This is a genomic window from Haloferax namakaokahaiae (assembly GCF_042663225.1).
Taxonomy (GTDB): domain Archaea; phylum Halobacteriota; class Halobacteria; order Halobacteriales; family Haloferacaceae; genus Haloferax; species Haloferax namakaokahaiae.
Genome location: NZ_JBHTAA010000001.1, coordinates 1054278 through 1071307 on the forward strand (window position 1 = coordinate 1054278; position 17030 = coordinate 1071307).

Here is a 17030-nt window from a genome sequence, read left to right on the forward strand (position 1 = left end):
TTACCGACCGACGCCTCCGTCGAAGCCCCACCCGTAGTGGCGGTTGTCGTCCCAGTTGTCGAACCAGTGGTGACGAGCGTCGTTCCAGTGGTATCGGTCCTCGTACCAGTCGTGGCGGTCGTCCCAGCCACGGTGGTCGTCGCGGTCGTCGCCACGGTCGTCGTCTGAGTCGCCCCAGTCACGGTGGTCATCGTCTGAATCGTCCCAGTCGTGACGGTCGTTCCAGTCACGCCGGTCGTCCCAGTCGTTCCACCTGTGACGGTTCTTGTTCCACTTGTCCCAGCCGTCGCCCCAGTCGTGGGACGGACGGACGACTTCGAACTGGAACTCGTCGGAGACGAACGACGTTTCGTCGCCAGTATCGACGCCGACGCGACCGCTGAACGTCTCGCGGTCAAGCGCCGTCGCGTCGAAGGCAATCTCGTACTCGAACTCGGTGGCGTCACCGGTGCCGTAGCCGAATCCGTAGCCGTAGCCGTACTCACGGGTGAGACCCGCTCGCTCGTCGTAGCCGCTACGGTAGCCGTAGCCGTACGACGCGCTGTTCGAAACCGGCGTGATTTCGAGCGACTTGGTGAACTGTCGGATTCGGATATCGCCGCGGTTTATCGTGCCTCGTTCGGGCGTCACGTCGAGGACGGTCCCGTTCGGCGCGAACGTCACCGTCAGCGGTTCGTCACCGTCGGTGTCACTGGGTGAGAGCGTGAACTGGAACGCTTCGACTGGAACGCGCTCACCGTCCTGGAGGTCGATAGTCGCAGTGACCGTCATCCGGTCGTTGCGGTCAACCTCGTCTGGTCCGGTCACCGTCGTCTCGACTGCACTGGAGGGCATCGCGGCCGCGGCCAGTGAGCCGAGCATCAACACGGTGAGGACGAGACTCAGGAGCGTTCGTCGGTGTTCCGAGAGTGCTGATTCGAGCGTGTCTCGGTTCATACACTCAGCACCGCAGTTGGGTCGCTTCCGGTCGGAAGTCGAGAGCCACACGGTGAGTTCGCACTCGTCGAACGTCCGATGTGTGGGGTGCCGAGAATCCGCCCGGCGCGTCGGCTAGTGGTTCGAGTTCGCTCTTGCATAGTTATCGTATCACCATCAACTGAGCAGTGAGCGTCCGACACCATATTATTAATTCACTTACTAAAGAAAAATCACTAATTTAGTTGAAAAAGAGTGAGCAAATGATATTATTATGAACATAATATCACTTCATGAACCGAGATTCACACGATGTGCATCGTTTCACAGAGTGAACGGACGGTCTGTCACTGTGGCAACACTCCAGTCGGCACTGTCGCTCTTCCGTAGACTCGATGAGGAACAGGTGTTACGAACAGAGACGGCGACTGTCGGTGCTCAGTGAACGTTCGGGTCGGGATATCGCGCCTGCGTTCGGTACTGCTCGTACAGGTTACGACCCCATTCGACGGCGTCGGGGTTGTCGTTCTGGATGACGCCTCGAAGCGTGCCGTTGTCGTCAACGATAACGCACACCGCCTCGTCGGGTTCCTCTGCGATGAGTAGTCCGAAAGGAAAGGAGTCCTCGACGACGAGGTATTCGAGACCCGCGGCGATTGCTTCTTCGAGTTGGTCCTGCCAGTGGACGGACGTGTAGTCGAACACCGGCCGCGACGTGAGAATCTCCGCGTCGAGCGACCGAGAGGTCACCTGATCGTGAAACAGCATCGCGTATCGCTCCACGATGAACGGCGTGAACCCGCGGACGGTGGTGGCCCCGCGAACGAACGCTTCGACCTCGGAAATCGGTTTCTCGGGCGCAAACGGGACCGACTTGGTGTAGGTCGCTCCCTCCAGTAACGAATCGCAAATCGACGACGCATCGTCCAGTCCCATCAAGAGTTCGCGGTGGTCTTCCATATCGCCGAACTCCGAGAGGAACGAGCGATACCGTTCGAAGAGGAGTTCACCGTACGAGGTCACGACGTACCCACCCGTCGTCTCGGCGACGATATCGTGTTCTTGTAACTCCTTGAGGCTGCGGTGGACGGTCGGACGAGAGACATCGACGGCGTCCGTCAAACTGCGAATGTCGATTGGGCCAGCACGAACCTGTGCGATGACCTCGTCACGACGAAGAAAGAGCCTGAGAAGCGCTTTGGTCTCGGTCACAGCACTTATATTATTCAAACGCTAAAAAATATTCTGGCATCTGTTAAATCTATTGGCCGTTCGTCAGACATACGTACCGATTTTGTCAAAATAACCCGGAATACCCCGAGTGTCGGGTAGTTTTTCGCCGACAATATTCTGACTAGTCGAATTTCAATCAATTATCGGCCAAATGCTATTTATACAATTGTTTCTCGAATTGAAATGTATGAACGACCAACGGATACTGGTGACCGGTGGAACGGGATTCATCGGGTCGAACCTCGCCAACGCCCTCGCCGCCGACAACGACGTGATTGCCCTCGACGACGGCTACCTCGGGACGCCGGAGAACCTCGACGACGACGTGGAGTACGTCGAGGCGAGTGTCCTCGACGACGACCTGCCGACCGACGTTGATATCGTCTTCCACCTCGCCGCGCTGTCCTCCTACGCGATGCACGAAGACGACCCGACGACGGGCGTTCGCGTCAACGTCGAAGGGTTCGTCAACACGGTCGAACAGGCACGAGACGACGGCTGCGACACCGTCGTCTACGCGACTACCTCCTCTATCTACGGCAACCGAACCGAGCCGTCTCCCGAGTCGATGCCAGTGACCGCGAACACGGGATACGAGGCGTCGAAACTCGCCCGTGAACGCTACGCTCAGTACTTCCACAACCACTACGATATGTCGATGGCCGGGATGCGTTTCTTCTCCGTCTACCAAGGCTACGGCGGGGCAGAAGAACACAAAGGCGAGTACGCGAACCTCATCGCCCAGTTCGCGGACGACATCGCAAACGGCGACGCGCCGGTCATCTACGGCGACGGGACGCAGACGCGGGATTTCACCCACGTAGACGATATCGTTCGGGGGTTGATTGCCGCCGCCGAACACGAGTTACAGGGCATCTACAACCTCGGCACCGGCGAGAGCTACGACCTGAACACGCTCGTCGAGAAGTTGAACGCGGAACTCGGCCGCGAAATCGAACCCGAGTACGTCGAGAACCCGATTCCCGACGACATCTACGTCAAAGACACGATGGCGGACACGACGAAGATGCGCGAGGCGACCGGGTGGGAACCACGAATCTCGTTCGAAGAAGGGTTGAAACGAGTCTGTGCGCAGTATCAGTCGTCCTCGGTCTCCCACTGAGCGGGCTACTGCGCCGGTTCGGTCTTCTCGATGAGCGGGTGCTGGAGGTAGTCGTTGACCTCGATGTCGGCGAGCGATTCGAGACCGCCGAGTCGGGCCATCTTGCGGAGTCCTAACTCTCCCACCTCGTCGGGCGACACCGTGAGCACGTGGGCGACCATCCGCTCGATGTCGAGCTGTCTGGCGGCCAGCGCCCGGTGGTGGCCGTCCACGAGGAGCGTCTCGGCCCCGTAGGAGACGACGATGAGCGGTTCTGCGAGTCCGTTCTGGAGTTCGTACTTGCGGCCTTCGAGTTCGTCGCCGTACACCTCGCGTTGGGTCGGAATCAGCGACGGGACTCTGATTTCGCGCTCGGTGACGGAAATCGAGATGCTGTGTGTGCGTTCGAGCATCTCGCGGGTGCTCTGGACCTTCGAGGGCGTCGTGCGCTCGATTTGACTCCGGACGGCGTCGCCGTTCGAGAAGAGACCGAGGAGCGTTCGCTCGTCGTCCACGACGGGGAGGAACTGGTGGCCGGTCCGGAAGATGACGCGGGCGGCGTTCTTGACGGTCATCTCCGGGCGAACGACGACGAGGTCACGGCTCATGACCGACTCGACGCGCTCGCTCCCGTCCACTTCGAGGAGGTCGATAGCGCCGACGAACCCGAGGAGGTGGTCGTCGTCGTCCACGACCGGAAGCCCCCCGTACTGCGGGCCGGCTTTGAGTCGGTCCACCACGTCGGTCACCCACGCGTCGGGGTGGACGGTCTCAACACCGGTCGTCATGTACGCATCGACGCGAACGTCGTCGAGTTCCATCGGCGTCACGGGTGTGTTCCTCGCATGTCGGTCAGTGCTGGCCGTTCTGTCTCCACGGGCCTAAACGTACCTCAAAAATAGCGATGTGGGTCGAAGGACGCTTACTTCGCGTCTATCTTCCCGGCGAACGTCTGTGTGGTGATAACGCCGTCTTCGACGACGAACGTGTCCGTACAGAACTCGTAGACGTTATCGGGTGTCTCGCCGTGCCACGTGATGTAGGCGATGTCGCCTTCGACTTTCTGGAGGTCGATGACCGCTTCGGCCCCCTCCTGTCGGAAGTCGGCGAACAGCCCCTCGAAGAACCTCGGAATCTCGTCGAGTCCGCGATACGTCTCGTCGGGCGTCACGATAATCGAGTCGTCGTCGTAGTCGGCCAGTATCTCCTCTAAGTCGCCACCACCGAATGCGGTGAGATGGTGCTCGAGCACCGATTGTGTGGTCGTCATTGAAATCCACCACCACGGTATTCGTGACAAACAATCATTAACGTATGTTTCGGGCTAGACGCCCGGCTCTGCCTCCGGAGTCGGCGCGGGTGCTCTGGTCGTCACGGCGGCGACGAGTGCGATGACGCCCACGAACGCGGCCGCAATCGCCATCAGTGGCTCGTACCCCACGGCCGTCGCCGCGAGGGCGAACACGACGGGACCGCTCGCCCGCCCGAAGAACGTCGTACTGTTGCGTAACCCGAGGAGCGCCGCGCGATACTGCGTCGTCACTCGGTCGCTGACCGCGGCATCGACCGCCGGCATGCTGAGACCGAGTCCGAGTCCGAAGATGACCACCGACGGAACGACGAAAAACGTCGAGGGGGCGACGTACACCCCCGCGAGCGAGAGCGCATAACAGCCGAACCCGAGGGTGATGAGTCGCCCGTTCGAGAAGATGCGCGCCAACCGGCCGTTCGAACTCGCCGCGACGACGGCCCCGGCCTCCATCGTCATCAGCACCAACCCGATGTAGAACGGACTCACGCCGTAGTTCGCCGTCAACAAGAACGGGAGAACGGTCACGAGCGCGCCGAAGAGGACGAACTCCGTCAGGAACGCGACGGTGAGCAGCGACGCCACGCCGAGCGAGAGCGCCGCGAGCGCGCCGCGGAGGTACGCTCGCATGCCCGTGGTTCTTCGCACACCATCGGTTCCGTCGCTCCGACGCGACTCCCGGTCGGTCTCACGCGACGGTTCCGCCAGTGCGACGTACGCGAACACCGCGATGGGGAAGCCGAAGGCGTAGGCGAGAAACGGCGTGTTCCACGCGACGGTGGCGAGCGCGCCGCCGAGGACGGGGAAGATGGCGGCACCGAACGAGAGGACGGCGACGTTCGCACCGAGAACCGCGTTGCGCTGGACGCCCGCGAAAGCGTCGCTGATGAGCGTGACGGTCGTGACGAACAGCGCGGCGGCGGCCGTTCCCTGAATCGCCCGCAGTCCGAGCAAGACGAGATACGTCGGCGCGAAGAAGCTACTCAGGCCGGCGATACTGAAGACGAACAGCGCGGGGACGAGCACGCGCTTTCGGCCGATGCGGTCGGCGAGGACGCCGACGAACGGCGAGACGACGATACCGACGAGGAAGTAGGCGCTGACGAGCAGGCTCGCCGCCGCGTCGGTCAACCCGAACGTGTCGCGGACGAGCGGTAGCGCCGGTGCGACGAGCGGTACACCCAGTGGTGCCAGAAGCGTGCTGGCGAGGACCACCTGCACGGTTCGATTTCGCCACGGCACGTCGCCCGAGCGCAGTCGCCGGGCGAGACGCTCACTCAGTTTCATCGTCGCTCACCGACTGGAAGGTGAGGATGAATCATCCCCGTCCTAGACGCTGGCCCCCGGGTTGAACGCATCGTCCGCCCGGCGACAGTACAGTCCTGTGCGTGGGACGATTCGGCGGCGGCCGACGCCGGGAACCGAGTCGTTTTCTCGCTGCTCGGTCGATTCGTCGTATGGACCTGTTCCAGAACACGAGACAACCCGATTGGGACTGGTGGGGGCGACTGTGGCCGACGCCGGGTGAGACGCTGCGCCGCCTCGGCGTCACCGCCGATTCGACGGTGGCCGAAATCGCCTGCGGAAACGGCTACTTCGCACTCCCTGCGGCGCGTATCGTGGGCCCGAACCCGGTCTACGCGCTCGACATCGACGAGACGGTGCTGTCCGACCTCACACTCCTCGCCGACCAACAGGGAATCGGGAACGTCGTGTCCATCCACGGTGACGCGAGAGAGTTGGAGAGTCACCTCCCGGAACCGGTCGATATCGTCTTGCTGGCGAACACACTCCACGGCGTCGAAGACAGTACCGGTCTGGTCGAACAGGCGTTCACGTCGCTCCGTCCCGGTGGCGAATTCGTCGTCGTCAACTGGCACGACCGACCGCGAGAGACGACGACTATCGGCGGCAAGCCACGCGGTCCGCCGACCGAGTTGCGACTCTCACCCGACGAGACGGAACAGTGTGTAGTGGATGCAGTTGACCCTGTATCGAGTGAGTACATCGACCTCCCACCGTATCACTACGCACTCAGGTTCGAACGATAACCGCCGAACGAATCGTCGTAACCGCGTCCCTGCGGGTTGCTTCTGAGGAAATCACCTGTTAAATAATTAGGGATGATTTCTGTCATTTTACACTATCACAACACACTGCGTAAATAGTCGCTTGAGTCGTCAATCACCGGACATAGGTTCTATCAGATGTGATAAGTGAGTGCCAACTGATATTAGTGTCACCTCCAAGAATGTCCTATGGGAACCTCAGTAGAAAAAGTGGACATTCGTCAAAATCGAGCACAGGTATTGAAAAGGAAAATTCTGAACACACTCAAATACATCCCAAAGGGGAATTCGATTCCGGACGAGCGGTGGAAAGCCCGTCATCGAAATATTCTCATCTTCCTCGCGGCCCACGTCCCGTTCTTGTTCGCACTCGGGAGTTTCGACGGGACCGACCCGTATCTCACGGGGGCGACGTTCTCGGCGGTTCCGTTCCAACACCTCGTCGCGGGCGTCGGACTCGTCGTGGCCTTCGTCCTCGTCGCGGGGCTTCCGTGGCTTCCCCGTCGGGCGCGAAGTGCCATCTCGTCGATGGGGTTGATGACGGCCTCTGCAGTGTTGGTGTACTACTCCGGTGGGTTCATCGAAGCGCACTTCCACTTCTTCGTGGTCGTGGGCGTCATCGCCGTCTACGAGGACTGGCTTCCGTTCGTCGTCGGGATTCTGTACGTCGCCGGCGAGCACGCGCTGTTCGGGATGACGTACCCCGAAGTGGTGTACAACCACCCCGACGCCGTGGCGAACCCGATGGGCTGGGCGGTCGTCCACGCGACGTTCATCGTCTTCCTCTCCGGTGCGCTCGTCACGAACTGGCTCTCCATCGAGCGTTCGCGCGAAGAGACGCGGAAGCAACTCGCAAACGTCGAGGACAGCGAGAAGGCGAAAGCACGAGTCGAACGCCTCAACGAGCAACTCCTGATTCAGGCCGACGAACTCGCCGCGGCGATGGACGCCGTCTCGAACGGCGACTTCACCGCGAATCCGCCCGAAGGCTCCGATATCGAGGCTATCGAGGCAATTAGTCGGGCGTTCGTGCAGATGAAAGGCGAACTCTCGACGACTATCGTTGACCTGCGAGAGTTCGCACGCACCGTCGAACACACGACGCAGTCGGTCTACGACGACGCCGAAGCGCTCGAACACACCCAACAGCAACTCGCCGCGGACATCCGCGAGTTCGCCACGGCGGTCCGTGACCAAGCGCGAAACCTCGAATCCACGACCGACGAGTTGAGCAGCCTCTCGGCGGCCATCGAGGAGATTGCGGCGAACGCCGACGAAGTTTCGAACGAAGCGAGCAACGCCGCAGAGGCCGCCGCCGTCGGGAGCGGAACCGCGACGGAGGCTATCGAGGCCATCGAAGCCATCGAAGAGAGCGTCGGCGAACTCGCCGAACTCGTCGATTCGCTCGACACCCGGATGGACGACGTCTCCCAGAGCACCGACCTCATCGAGGGAATCGCCAGCCAGACGAACACGCTCGCGCTCAACGCCAACATCGAGGCGGCACGCGCCGAGAACGGCAGCGAAGGGTTCGCCGTCGTCGCCGACGAGGTGAAATCGCTCGCCGACGAGACACAGAGCCACTCCTCGGCGATTGGCGAGACGATTTCCGAGACCATCGAGGACGTCAACCGCGTCCAAGCAGAGATGGCGCAGACGAAAGCCGAACTGGAGACCGGGAAATCGACCACGACCGAAGCGGGCGAGGCGTTCACCGAACTCGCAAAGACCGTCGATGGCGTCGATGCCTCGGTCAACGAAGTCGCCGACGCGACCGACGACGGGGCGCGAACCACCGAGCAGGTCGTCGATGCGATTATCAACGTCGCCGAGCGCTCGCGCGAAGTCGCCGAGCAGAGCGAGTCACTCGCCGACCGGACCGAATCCAGAGCGCAGACGATTTCCAAGATTCGAGCGCAACTCGACCACCTCACCGAGCAGACCGGCTCCCTCCAGAAGCAACTCGACACGTTCCAGTGCGAGACGACCGACGACCGTCAGCCGATGACGCAGGTTCAGTAAACACCCTCGCCGTCGCCGCTTCGAAGCTTCGTTTTCACCCCAACAACTCGACTCCCTTGAGCCGTCTGGCGTTGATGGCGACGATAATCGTCGAGAGCGACATGAACACCGCGCCAAGAGCAGGTGAGAGGAGGATACCGATGGGAGCGAGAATCCCCGCGGCGAGCGGGAGCGCGAAGACGTTGTAGCCCGTCGCCCAGACGAGATTCTCCTGCATCTTTCGATAGCTCGCCTTCGAGAGGCGAATCAGTCGAACCACGTCGAGCGGGTTGTTGTCCACGAGGACGATATCGCCCGACTCGATGGCCACGTCCGTCCCCGACCCGATGGCGATTCCCACGTCCGCTCTGGCGAGCGCGGGCGCGTCGTTCACCCCGTCGCCGACCATCGCAACGAGTTTGCCGTCGGACTGGAGTTGTGCGACCGTCGTATCCTTCTCCGCGGGCAGCACCTCGGCGAAGTACTGGTCGATACCGAGTTCGTCGGCGACGGCCTTCGCCACGTCCTCCGAGTCGCCGGTCAGCATCGCCACCTCGATGCCCATCTCGTGAAGCGCGTCGATAGCCCGCCTACTCTCGTCGCGGACGACGTCGGCGAGCGCGAACGCCGCGACGATGGCCGACTCCTCGCGGACGAGGTAGACGACGGTCTGAGCGTTCGACCCCGCTTCGTCGGCGAACGTTGCGATTGCAGGGGGTCGCTCGATGCCGAGTCTCTCGACGAGGTTGGGGCCGCCGAGGTGGACCGTCTCGCCGTCGCCAGAACCCGAATCGGGTTCTGGTTGGCTCGACGGAGCGCCACTCTGTCGAACGCCGACGGTGGCCGTGACGCCGAGTCCGCGGAGGTTCTCGAAGTTCGAGACACGGGCGGGGTCGATGCCGCGGTCATCTGCGGCGGTTCGAATCGCCCGCGCAATCATGTGCTCTGAGTCGCCTTCGACACCGGCGGCGACTTCGAAGGCGCGCTGTTCGTCCCAGTCGCCCGCGGTTTCGACGCCGACGACGCCCTGTTCGCCCGTGGTGAGCGTCCCCGTCTTGTCGAACATCACCGTGTCCAAGTTGCGGGCTTCTTCCATGGCGATACGGTCGCGGATGAGCATCCCGTTCTGTGCCGCGGTGGAGGTGTTGATGGCGACGACGAGCGGCACGGCGAGACCGAGGGCGTGCGGGCAGGCGATGACGAGGACGGTGACGACGCGTTCGAGGACGGCGATGTCGAATCCGGTCGCCAGAACCCACGCGACGGCGGTGATGCCGGCGACGGCGAGTGCGACGTAGAACAGCCAGCCCGCCGCTCTGTCGGCCAGCAACTGCGTCCGCGACTTCGACTGCTGTGCCTCATCGACGAGGCGCATGATACCCGCGAGGGCGGTTTCGTCGCCCGTCTTCGTCACTCGAACTCGCAGGCTCCCGTCTTGGTTGACCGTGCCCGCGATGACCTCCGAACCGGGCTCTTTGTCCACGGAGCGCGACTCGCCCGTAATCATCGACTCGTCCACCGACGAGTCGCCCTCGGCGACTTCGCCGTCAGCGGGGACGCTCGCACCCGGACGGACGAGCACCACGTCGCCCTCGGACAGGTCGGAAACCTGGACCTCCTCTGTGTCACCGCCTTCCGTGACCCGCTCTGCCGTGTCGGGCATGAGCTTCGCCAACTCGTCGAGTGCGCCGGAGGCCTGCCGAACCGAGCGCATCTCCATCCAGTGACCCAACAGCATGATGTCGATGAGCGTCACGAGTTCCCAGAAGAACGGCGTCGTCCCCGGGAGGAACAGACTCGCAAGCGAGTAGGTGAACGCGACGGTGATGGCGAGCGAGATGAGCATCATCATCCCCGGTTCTCGATTCGAAAGCTCGGTGCGGGCCATCGAGAGGAACGGCACGCCGCCGTAGGCGAAGACGACGATAGAGAGGACGGGCGTAATCAGGAAACTCCCCGGAAACACCGGAGCCGCGTAGCCGAACACACCCTGAATGAACTCGCTGAAGAAGACGACCGGAATCGAGAGGACGAGCGAGACCCAGAACCGACGGCGAAACATCTGCTCGTGGCCCGTGTGGTCGGTGTGGGCTTTGTGGGCGTCGTGCCCGCTCCCGTGGGCGTCGGCGTCGGCGCCGTGTGGCAGTTCCTCCGCAGAGCGGTGGTCCTGCCCGTCGGCGTGGTCGTGAGCGTGCTGGTCGTGTGAGACGTGAGCGTCTGAACGCCCGTGGTCGGATTCGGTCATGAGTTATCACTGGGTGCCAGTAGACGGCGCGTCCGGAGGTCGGTGGTGACAGCCCCTACCACACCATACGCGTGCCACACTTATGCGGATTCGTGCTCCGATTCGGTGGCTGTGACCCACAGAAACCTTCGAAACCAAAGCCGGAGCCTACTCCCGCGACCGACCTTCGGACACGGGGACACTGTTCGGTCGGTGAACAAACGTCCACAAATCCCGGCTACTCACCCCGCTCGGAGTGAAATCCAAACAATCACTGTGGCGACACAATGCGTGAACTATACCAACCAGACCTACGACTGCTAGGACATGTCACACGACAGGGTGACGGTTTCGCTCGACGCCGACGCCCGGGCGGCGCTCGAAGACCTGACCGACCGCACCGGCGTCGGTCAAAGTGAGATGGTACGGCGAGCGCTCGCGTTCTACAATGCGAACTATCAGGCGGCCACGACGGACACGAGTGCCAACCTGCAGGCCTACTACGAGATGCTCTCGGGCGGCGAACACGTCTTGCTCGACGTCGATTTCCTCCACTGCTTTTTGGACTTCGTCGAAGGCGAAGACGGCACGCCGGACCCGGATTTCCTCGCGGACATCGACCAGGTATCCGACTACCACGCCTTCGAATACGAAGGCGAGTTCGAAACCCTCGGCGAGTTACTCGAATGGCTCTCGCTGTGCGGGTTCTTGACGGTTCGCCGGAGCGAAGAGAACACCTACCACGTCGTCTACCCGTCCGAGCAACTTCGGTGGTTCATGACCCGGTTTATCGAACGGAGCGTCGTGAACCTCCCCTTCACGCTCGAAGTCACAGAGGGCCTGACGAAGGTGTTGATGACCGAGAAACCGAAGTAGAGACGAGATTGTTACGGGTTCACACTCGTGCATAACAGTTCATACGGCGTAGGCCCGCCGTGAGACACGGTAACAAGAGACTATATAGCACTCCCCTATAGAGCCTGAGGCATGTCATCAGGAGACAGGTTCGTCGAAGAACTCAAACGGAGACGGTTCCTGCGCGCTGCGGGGCTTGCGGGCGTCGCGGGACTAGCCGGCTGTGTCGGACAGGAAGCGGTCCAAGAAGAAGGCGGCGGCAGCGGCGGCGACGGTGGAGACAGCGGTGGGGGCGGCGGCAGTGGCGACGACGAGACCACCGAAGAGATGGATGATACCGAAACCGAGGAGATGTCGTCCGAACCCGTCGATGTGGGTGTCGTCATCCCGTTCAGCGGCGACCTCTCGGACTTCGGTGGCCCGATGATGAACGCGCTCCGGATGGCGCAGAAGGACATCAACGAGGCTGGCGGCCCGCTCGGGCGCGAACTCAAGCTTCACGACGAGGACTCGGGGACCGACTCGACCCAGGGCGTGAACGCCGCGAACAAACTCGTCGATACCAACGACGTCAGCGCCGTCATCGGTGCGGTGTCTTCGGGCGTCACGATTTCCATCGCAAAGTCCGTCACCATCCCGAACAGCGTCCTGCACATCACGTCGGCGTCGTCGTCGCCGAGTATCAGCACGCTCGACGACGACGACCTCGTGTTCCGGACGCGGACGAACGACCGCTTCGTCGCCAAGGTGATGGCGAAAATCATCGAAGACGAGGGCGTCGAGAAGGCGTCGGTCATCTACATCAACAACGACTTCGGCGAGGCGCTCGCGGACACGTTCGAATCGTCGTTCTCGGGGACGACGACGACGACGGTCGGCTACGAGTCCGGCCAGTCGTCCTACCAGCAAGTGCTCGCAAAGGCGTTCGAGGACGACCCCGGATTCGTCGCGTTCGCGGGCTACCCGGAGAGCGGGACCACGATGCTCAGTCAGTGGGCCGAAGAGGGCTACGGCGGCAACTGGGTGCTTCACACCAGTCTGCTCTCCGAGGACGTCATCGACAACGTCGGCGCGGACGTGATGAACGGCATGTACGGCGTTCGGACCCAACCACCGAGCGGCGGCGCGACCGAGTCGTTCGTCTCGGACTACCAGTCGGCGTACCCCGACGCGCAGGTGTTCGACCCCTACTCGTGGAACTCCTACGACGCGCTCGTCTCGTACGCGCTGGCCGTCCAGAAGGCCGGGAGCACGGACGCGAGCGAAGTCAAGAACGCGATGCGCGAAGTGTCCAACTCGCCCGGCGAGGCCGTCAGTTACACCGAATTCGGCGCGGGCGTGGAGAAAATCGACGCCGGCACGGACATCGACTACAGCGGCCCGAGCGGGAACGTCAACTACGACGACAACGGCGACGTGGCCAGCGACATGGTCATCGTGCAAGTAGCGGACGGTGAGTTCGAGAACCAAGATACGATTCCGGCCGACGAACTCGTCTGAGCGAATGCCACCATCTTTCCGATATGCACCACACGGAACAGTTTCGACTGACGCGGAGGCCCCATGAATGAGGAGCGACGGGTCGGCGTCGATATCGGTGGCACGTTCACCGACATCGTCACCATCCACGACGGAGAGGTGAGCGTCTCCAAGACGCCATCGACCCCCACCGACCCCGACGAGGGCGTCATCAACGGTCTCGGAAAAGTCAGCGAGCGCGACGACTTCGCACTCTCGTCTATCGACTTTCTCGCCCACGGGACGACCGTTGCGACCAACGCCGTCCTCGAAGGCGAGTGGGCGGATACGGCGCTCGTCACCACCGAAGGGTTCCGAGACGTGCTCGAAATCGGCCGACAGGCCCGTCCCGACATCTACGACTTCCAAGTCGAGAAGCCGACGCCAGTCGTCGAGCGCGACCGCCGCTACGAGGTGCGCGAGCGCCTCGACGAGCGCGGAAACGTCCTCGTCGAACTCGACGAAGACGGCGTCCGCGACCTCGCGGCCGAACTCGTCGAAGCCGACGTAGACAGCGTCGCTATCAGCCTCCTCTACGCCTTCGAAGACGACACGCACGAAAAACGCGTGCGCGACATCCTCGTCGAGGAGGGTCTCGACGCGACGTACTCGCTTTCGAGCAGCGTGCTTCCCGAAATCCGAGAGTACGAGCGCACCCTCACCACGGCCCTGAACGGGTCGCTCAAACCGGTGATGGACCGCTACATCGGCCGTCTCGAATCGAGAGTCGAGGAGAAGGGCGTCGGCGCAGAGCTGAAAATCATGCAGTCGAACGGCGGCATCATCACCGCCGACATCGCCCGCGAACGCCCGGTCAACACCCTGTTGTCCGGTCCCGCCGGGGGCGTCCAAGGGGCGACCTACGTCTCCGGTCTCTCTGGGGAGTCCAACCTCATCACGATGGACATGGGCGGTACCTCCTGCGACGTCTCACTCGTCGAAGACGGGACGCCGCTCGTCTCGACCGACACCGACATCGGCGACTACCCGGTGTCGGTGCCGACCATCGACATCCACACCGTGGGTGCCGGTGGCGGCTCTATCGCGTGGATAGACGCCGGCGGCGCACTGCGCGTCGGGCCGAAATCGGCGGGGGCAGACCCCGGGCCGATCTGTTACGGTCGCGGCGGCGAACGACCGACGATTACCGACGCGAACCTCCTCTTAGGAAGAATCGACCCCGGCGCGTTCCTCTCGGGCGAACTCGACGTGGAGTTGGCGGACGTCCGCAGACTCTTCGCGGAGAACATCGCCGACCCGCTCGACATGTCGGTCACCGAGGCCGCACAGGGCGTCCTCGACGTCGCCAACGCGAACATGGCCCGCGCATTGCGGGTGGTCTCTGTCGAACGCGGCTACGACCCGCGCGAGTTCGGTCTCGTCGCGTTCGGCGGCGCAGGCCCGCTTCACGCCTGCAAACTCGCCGAGGAACTCGACATTCCGAAAGTCATCGTCCCCCGGACGGCGGGCGTCCTCTCGGCGCTCGGCTTGCTCATCAGCGACATCCTCTACGACTACAGCACCTCGCGGGTTCGCCCGTGGGACGCCGTGGCCCCCGAGGACCTGCAAGCCCAGTTCGACGAGTTCGCGGCGGAAGGTAACGACCGCCTCGCCGCCGAGCGATTGGCTGCCGAGGCGATGCAGTACGAGCGCACCGTTGACCTGCGCTATGCGGGTCAGGCGTTCGAACTCTCGGTTCCCGTCCCCGACGGCGACCTGACCGACTCGGCGATGGAGACGATTGCAGAGCGGTTCCACGAACGGCATCGCCAGCGCTACGGCCACGCGTATCCCGAGGAACCAATCGAACTCGTTACCATCCGTCTCCGGGCGCGCGGCGTGGTCGAAACGCCAGACCTCCGCCCGGCCGAAACCGGCGGGTCGGTCGAATCGGCCGTCATCGACACCCGCGAGGTCGTCTACGACGGCACGCCGACCGAGACGCCGATTTACGACCGCTCGGCACTCCCAGTCGGGGCATCCTTCGACGGCCCGGCGGTCGTGGGCGGCGTCGAGAGTACGGTCGTCATCCACCCCGACCAGCGGGTGTCGGTAGACGACTTCGGCAGTCTCCACGTGGAGGTAGAGCCATGAGCATCGATTCTGTCACCCTCGAAGTCATCAGAAACGCCTGTATCGCCATCGCCGAGGAGATGAACGCGAACCTCATCCGCACTGGCTACTCGCCGAACATCAAGGAGCGACGTGACTGCTCGTGTGCGATGTTCGACGCCGACGCGGAACTCATCAGTCAGGCCGAGAACATGCCCGTCCACCTGGGCGCGATGCCCTTCTCGGTCGCCGCCGCAATCGACCGTTTCCCCCCGGAGACGCTCGAAGACGGCGACGCAATCATCCTGAACGACCCGTTCCGCGGCGGCGCACACCTGCCGGACCTGACGCTCGTCACGCCCGTCTTCGTCGATGGCGACATCGTCGCCTACGCCGCGAACCGCGCGCACCACGCCGATATCGGCGGTGCTCGTGCGGGCAGCGTCGCGGCCGATTCGACCGAGATATATCAGGAAGGTCTGCGCATTCCGCCGGTGAAACTGTTCGCCGGCGGCGAGGTGAACGAACCGGTGATGGAGATGATTCTCTCGAACGTCCGCACACCGGACGAGCGACGCGGCGACCTGCGCGCACAGGAGGCCGCGAATCAAACCGGCAAACGTCGGTTCACCGAACTGGTCGAAAAGTACGGCACGGAGACGCTCTCGGAGGCGCTCGCCGAAATCAAAGACTACTCCGAGCGCCGCATGCGCGCCGAAATCGAGTCGCTTCCGGACGGCACCTACTCGTTCGAAGACGTGCTCGACGACGACGGCGCGGGCAACGAGAACCTGCCCGTCGTCGTGGAGTTAGAGGTAGAGGGTGACGCCGTCCACGTCGATTTCGAGGGGACGGCACCGCAGACGGACGGCCCGGTCAACGCCGTCTTCGCGGTGACCGCGAGCGCGACCTATTACGCGGTGCGCTGCGTGACCGACCCCGACATTCCACCGAATCACGGCTGTTACCGCCCCATCGACATTCACGCACCCGAGGGGACAATCGTCAATCCGAGGCTCCCGGCGGCCGTCGTCGGCGGCAACCTCGAAACCTCCCAACGCGTCACCGACGTGGTGTTGGGAGCCTTCGGCCGCGAGGTCCCAGAGCGCGTCGTCGCCGCCGGACAGGGGACGATGAACAACATCACCTTCGGCGGGACGGACCCGCGTGATATCTCCGCGAATGGAATGAACGGAGGCTCGTCGGACTCGTCCAGCGGTGGGTCACCCTACGCGTTCTACGAGACGCAAGGCGGCGGCTTCGGTGGTCGCGCGGGGAAAGACGGCATGGACGGCGTCCACGTCCACATGTCGAACACGATGAACACCCCAATCGAGGTGCTGGAGACGGCGTATCCACTTCGCGTGACGCGCTACGAACTCCGGCAGGATTCGGGCGGTGCGGGCGAGTTCCGCGGCGGACTCGGCCTTCGTCGAGACATTCAGGTGCGCGGCCACCGCGCCACGTTTAGCCTGCTCGCCGACCGCCACGTCAGCGCCCCGTACGGGCTTGCCGGCGGCGAATCGGGCGGGAACGGCGCGGCCTATCTCGTCGATGACGGCGAGGAGGAGAAGTTGCCGCAGAAATCGACGCACGTGCTCGAACCCGGCCAGACCGTGAGCGTGCGGACGCCCGGCGCGGGTGGCTACGGCGACCCCGCCGACCGCGACCCCGAGGCAATCGCCCGAGACCGCCGTCTCGGGAAGGTGTCTGCCGAGTTCGCACGCGACCACTACGACTACGAGGAATAAC

At 63.0% G+C, this 17030-nt stretch carries 13 protein-coding genes; 7 read left to right on the forward strand and 6 right to left on the reverse strand.

The window, feature by feature from the left end; all coding sequences use genetic code 11:
• Positions 1 to 936, reverse strand: a complete 936-nt coding sequence (locus ACFQJC_RS05690) for a hypothetical protein (protein WP_390222280.1) — start codon at positions 934 to 936, stop codon at positions 1 to 3.
• A 417-nt stretch (positions 937 to 1353) separates the two neighbouring features.
• Complete coding sequence (locus tag ACFQJC_RS05695) at positions 1354 to 2127, reverse strand: helix-turn-helix transcriptional regulator (RefSeq protein WP_390222281.1); 774 nt, start codon at positions 2125 to 2127, stop codon at positions 1354 to 1356.
• 208 nt (positions 2128 to 2335) lie between these two features.
• Here ACFQJC_RS05695 and ACFQJC_RS05700 point away from each other — a divergent pair, with 208 nt between their 5' ends.
• Positions 2336 to 3271, forward strand: a complete 936-nt coding sequence (locus tag ACFQJC_RS05700) for an NAD-dependent epimerase/dehydratase family protein (RefSeq protein WP_390222282.1) — start codon at positions 2336 to 2338, stop codon at positions 3269 to 3271.
• 5 nt (positions 3272 to 3276) lie between these two features.
• On the opposite strand, the gene ACFQJC_RS05705 is transcribed toward ACFQJC_RS05700, so the two are convergent.
• The 3 genes from ACFQJC_RS05705 to ACFQJC_RS05715 form a co-directional block, all read right to left on the reverse strand.
• Complete coding sequence (locus tag ACFQJC_RS05705; protein WP_390222283.1) at positions 3277 to 4071, reverse strand: CBS domain-containing protein; 795 nt, start codon at positions 4069 to 4071, stop codon at positions 3277 to 3279.
• A 101-nt stretch (positions 4072 to 4172) separates the two neighbouring features.
• The gene (locus tag ACFQJC_RS05710; protein WP_390222284.1) at positions 4173 to 4520 is read right to left on the reverse strand and encodes a nuclear transport factor 2 family protein; all 348 of its coding nucleotides are present in this window, start codon (positions 4518 to 4520) and stop codon (positions 4173 to 4175) included.
• A gap of 54 nt (positions 4521 to 4574) precedes the next feature.
• Positions 4575 to 5846, reverse strand: a complete 1272-nt coding sequence (locus ACFQJC_RS05715) for an MFS transporter (RefSeq protein ID WP_390222285.1) — start codon at positions 5844 to 5846, stop codon at positions 4575 to 4577.
• Between the two features lie 170 nt (positions 5847 to 6016).
• Between ACFQJC_RS05715 and ACFQJC_RS05720 the strand changes: the two genes are divergently transcribed.
• The gene (locus ACFQJC_RS05720; RefSeq protein WP_390222286.1) at positions 6017 to 6610 is read left to right on the forward strand and encodes a class I SAM-dependent methyltransferase; all 594 of its coding nucleotides are present in this window, start codon (positions 6017 to 6019) and stop codon (positions 6608 to 6610) included.
• Positions 6611 to 6868: 258 nt separating this feature from the next.
• Positions 6869 to 8650: a methyl-accepting chemotaxis protein gene (locus tag ACFQJC_RS05725; protein WP_390222287.1), complete on the forward strand. Its 1782-nt coding sequence runs from the start codon at positions 6869 to 6871 to the stop codon at positions 8648 to 8650.
• 34 nt (positions 8651 to 8684) lie between these two features.
• Here ACFQJC_RS05725 and ACFQJC_RS05730 read toward each other — a convergent pair whose 3' ends face one another.
• Positions 8685 to 10691, reverse strand: coding sequence for a heavy metal translocating P-type ATPase (locus ACFQJC_RS05730; protein ID WP_390222343.1), 2007 nt, complete (start codon positions 10689 to 10691; stop codon positions 8685 to 8687).
• 489 nt (positions 10692 to 11180) lie between these two features.
• Here ACFQJC_RS05730 and ACFQJC_RS05735 point away from each other — a divergent pair, with 489 nt between their 5' ends.
• From ACFQJC_RS05735 to ACFQJC_RS05750, 4 genes are all read left to right on the forward strand, one after another.
• Positions 11181 to 11729: a ribbon-helix-helix protein, CopG family gene (locus tag ACFQJC_RS05735; RefSeq protein WP_390222288.1), complete on the forward strand. Its 549-nt coding sequence runs from the start codon at positions 11181 to 11183 to the stop codon at positions 11727 to 11729.
• A 111-nt stretch (positions 11730 to 11840) separates the two neighbouring features.
• On the forward strand, positions 11841 to 13208 hold the full coding sequence (locus ACFQJC_RS05740) for an ABC transporter substrate-binding protein (protein ID WP_390222289.1): 1368 nt from the start codon (positions 11841 to 11843) through the stop codon (positions 13206 to 13208).
• A 63-nt stretch (positions 13209 to 13271) separates the two neighbouring features.
• The gene (locus ACFQJC_RS05745; protein WP_390222290.1) at positions 13272 to 15320 is read left to right on the forward strand and encodes a hydantoinase/oxoprolinase family protein; all 2049 of its coding nucleotides are present in this window, start codon (positions 13272 to 13274) and stop codon (positions 15318 to 15320) included.
• Entirely contained in the window at positions 15317 to 17029 is a 1713-nt protein-coding gene (locus ACFQJC_RS05750; RefSeq protein WP_390222291.1) for a hydantoinase B/oxoprolinase family protein, read from the forward strand. Before ACFQJC_RS05745 ends, ACFQJC_RS05750 begins: the two co-directional genes overlap by 4 nt.
• Position 17030: the final 1 nt, after the last annotated feature.

What these genes read in the sequence shown, in the direction of transcription:
- ACFQJC_RS05690 (WP_390222280.1), bottom strand. Translation starts at nt 936, where the DNA reads ATGAACCGAGACACGCTCGAATCAGCACTCTCGGAACACCGACGAACG.
- ACFQJC_RS05700 (WP_390222282.1), top strand. Translation starts at nt 2,336, where the DNA reads ATGAACGACCAACGGATACTGGTGACCGGTGGAACGGGATTCATCGGG.
- ACFQJC_RS05705 (WP_390222283.1), bottom strand. Translation starts at nt 4,071, where the DNA reads ATGGAACTCGACGACGTTCGCGTCGATGCGTACATGACGACCGGTGTT.
- ACFQJC_RS05710 (WP_390222284.1), bottom strand. Translation starts at nt 4,520, where the DNA reads ATGACGACCACACAATCGGTGCTCGAGCACCATCTCACCGCATTCGGT.
- ACFQJC_RS05715 (WP_390222285.1), bottom strand. Translation starts at nt 5,846, where the DNA reads ATGAAACTGAGTGAGCGTCTCGCCCGGCGACTGCGCTCGGGCGACGTG.
- ACFQJC_RS05720 (WP_390222286.1), top strand. Translation starts at nt 6,017, where the DNA reads ATGGACCTGTTCCAGAACACGAGACAACCCGATTGGGACTGGTGGGGG.
- ACFQJC_RS05730 (WP_390222343.1), bottom strand. Translation starts at nt 10,691, where the DNA reads ATGTTTCGCCGTCGGTTCTGGGTCTCGCTCGTCCTCTCGATTCCGGTC.
- ACFQJC_RS05735 (WP_390222288.1), top strand. Translation starts at nt 11,181, where the DNA reads ATGTCACACGACAGGGTGACGGTTTCGCTCGACGCCGACGCCCGGGCG.
- ACFQJC_RS05740 (WP_390222289.1), top strand. Translation starts at nt 11,841, where the DNA reads ATGTCATCAGGAGACAGGTTCGTCGAAGAACTCAAACGGAGACGGTTC.
- ACFQJC_RS05745 (WP_390222290.1), top strand. Translation starts at nt 13,272, where the DNA reads ATGAATGAGGAGCGACGGGTCGGCGTCGATATCGGTGGCACGTTCACC.
- ACFQJC_RS05750 (WP_390222291.1), top strand. Translation starts at nt 15,317, where the DNA reads ATGAGCATCGATTCTGTCACCCTCGAAGTCATCAGAAACGCCTGTATC.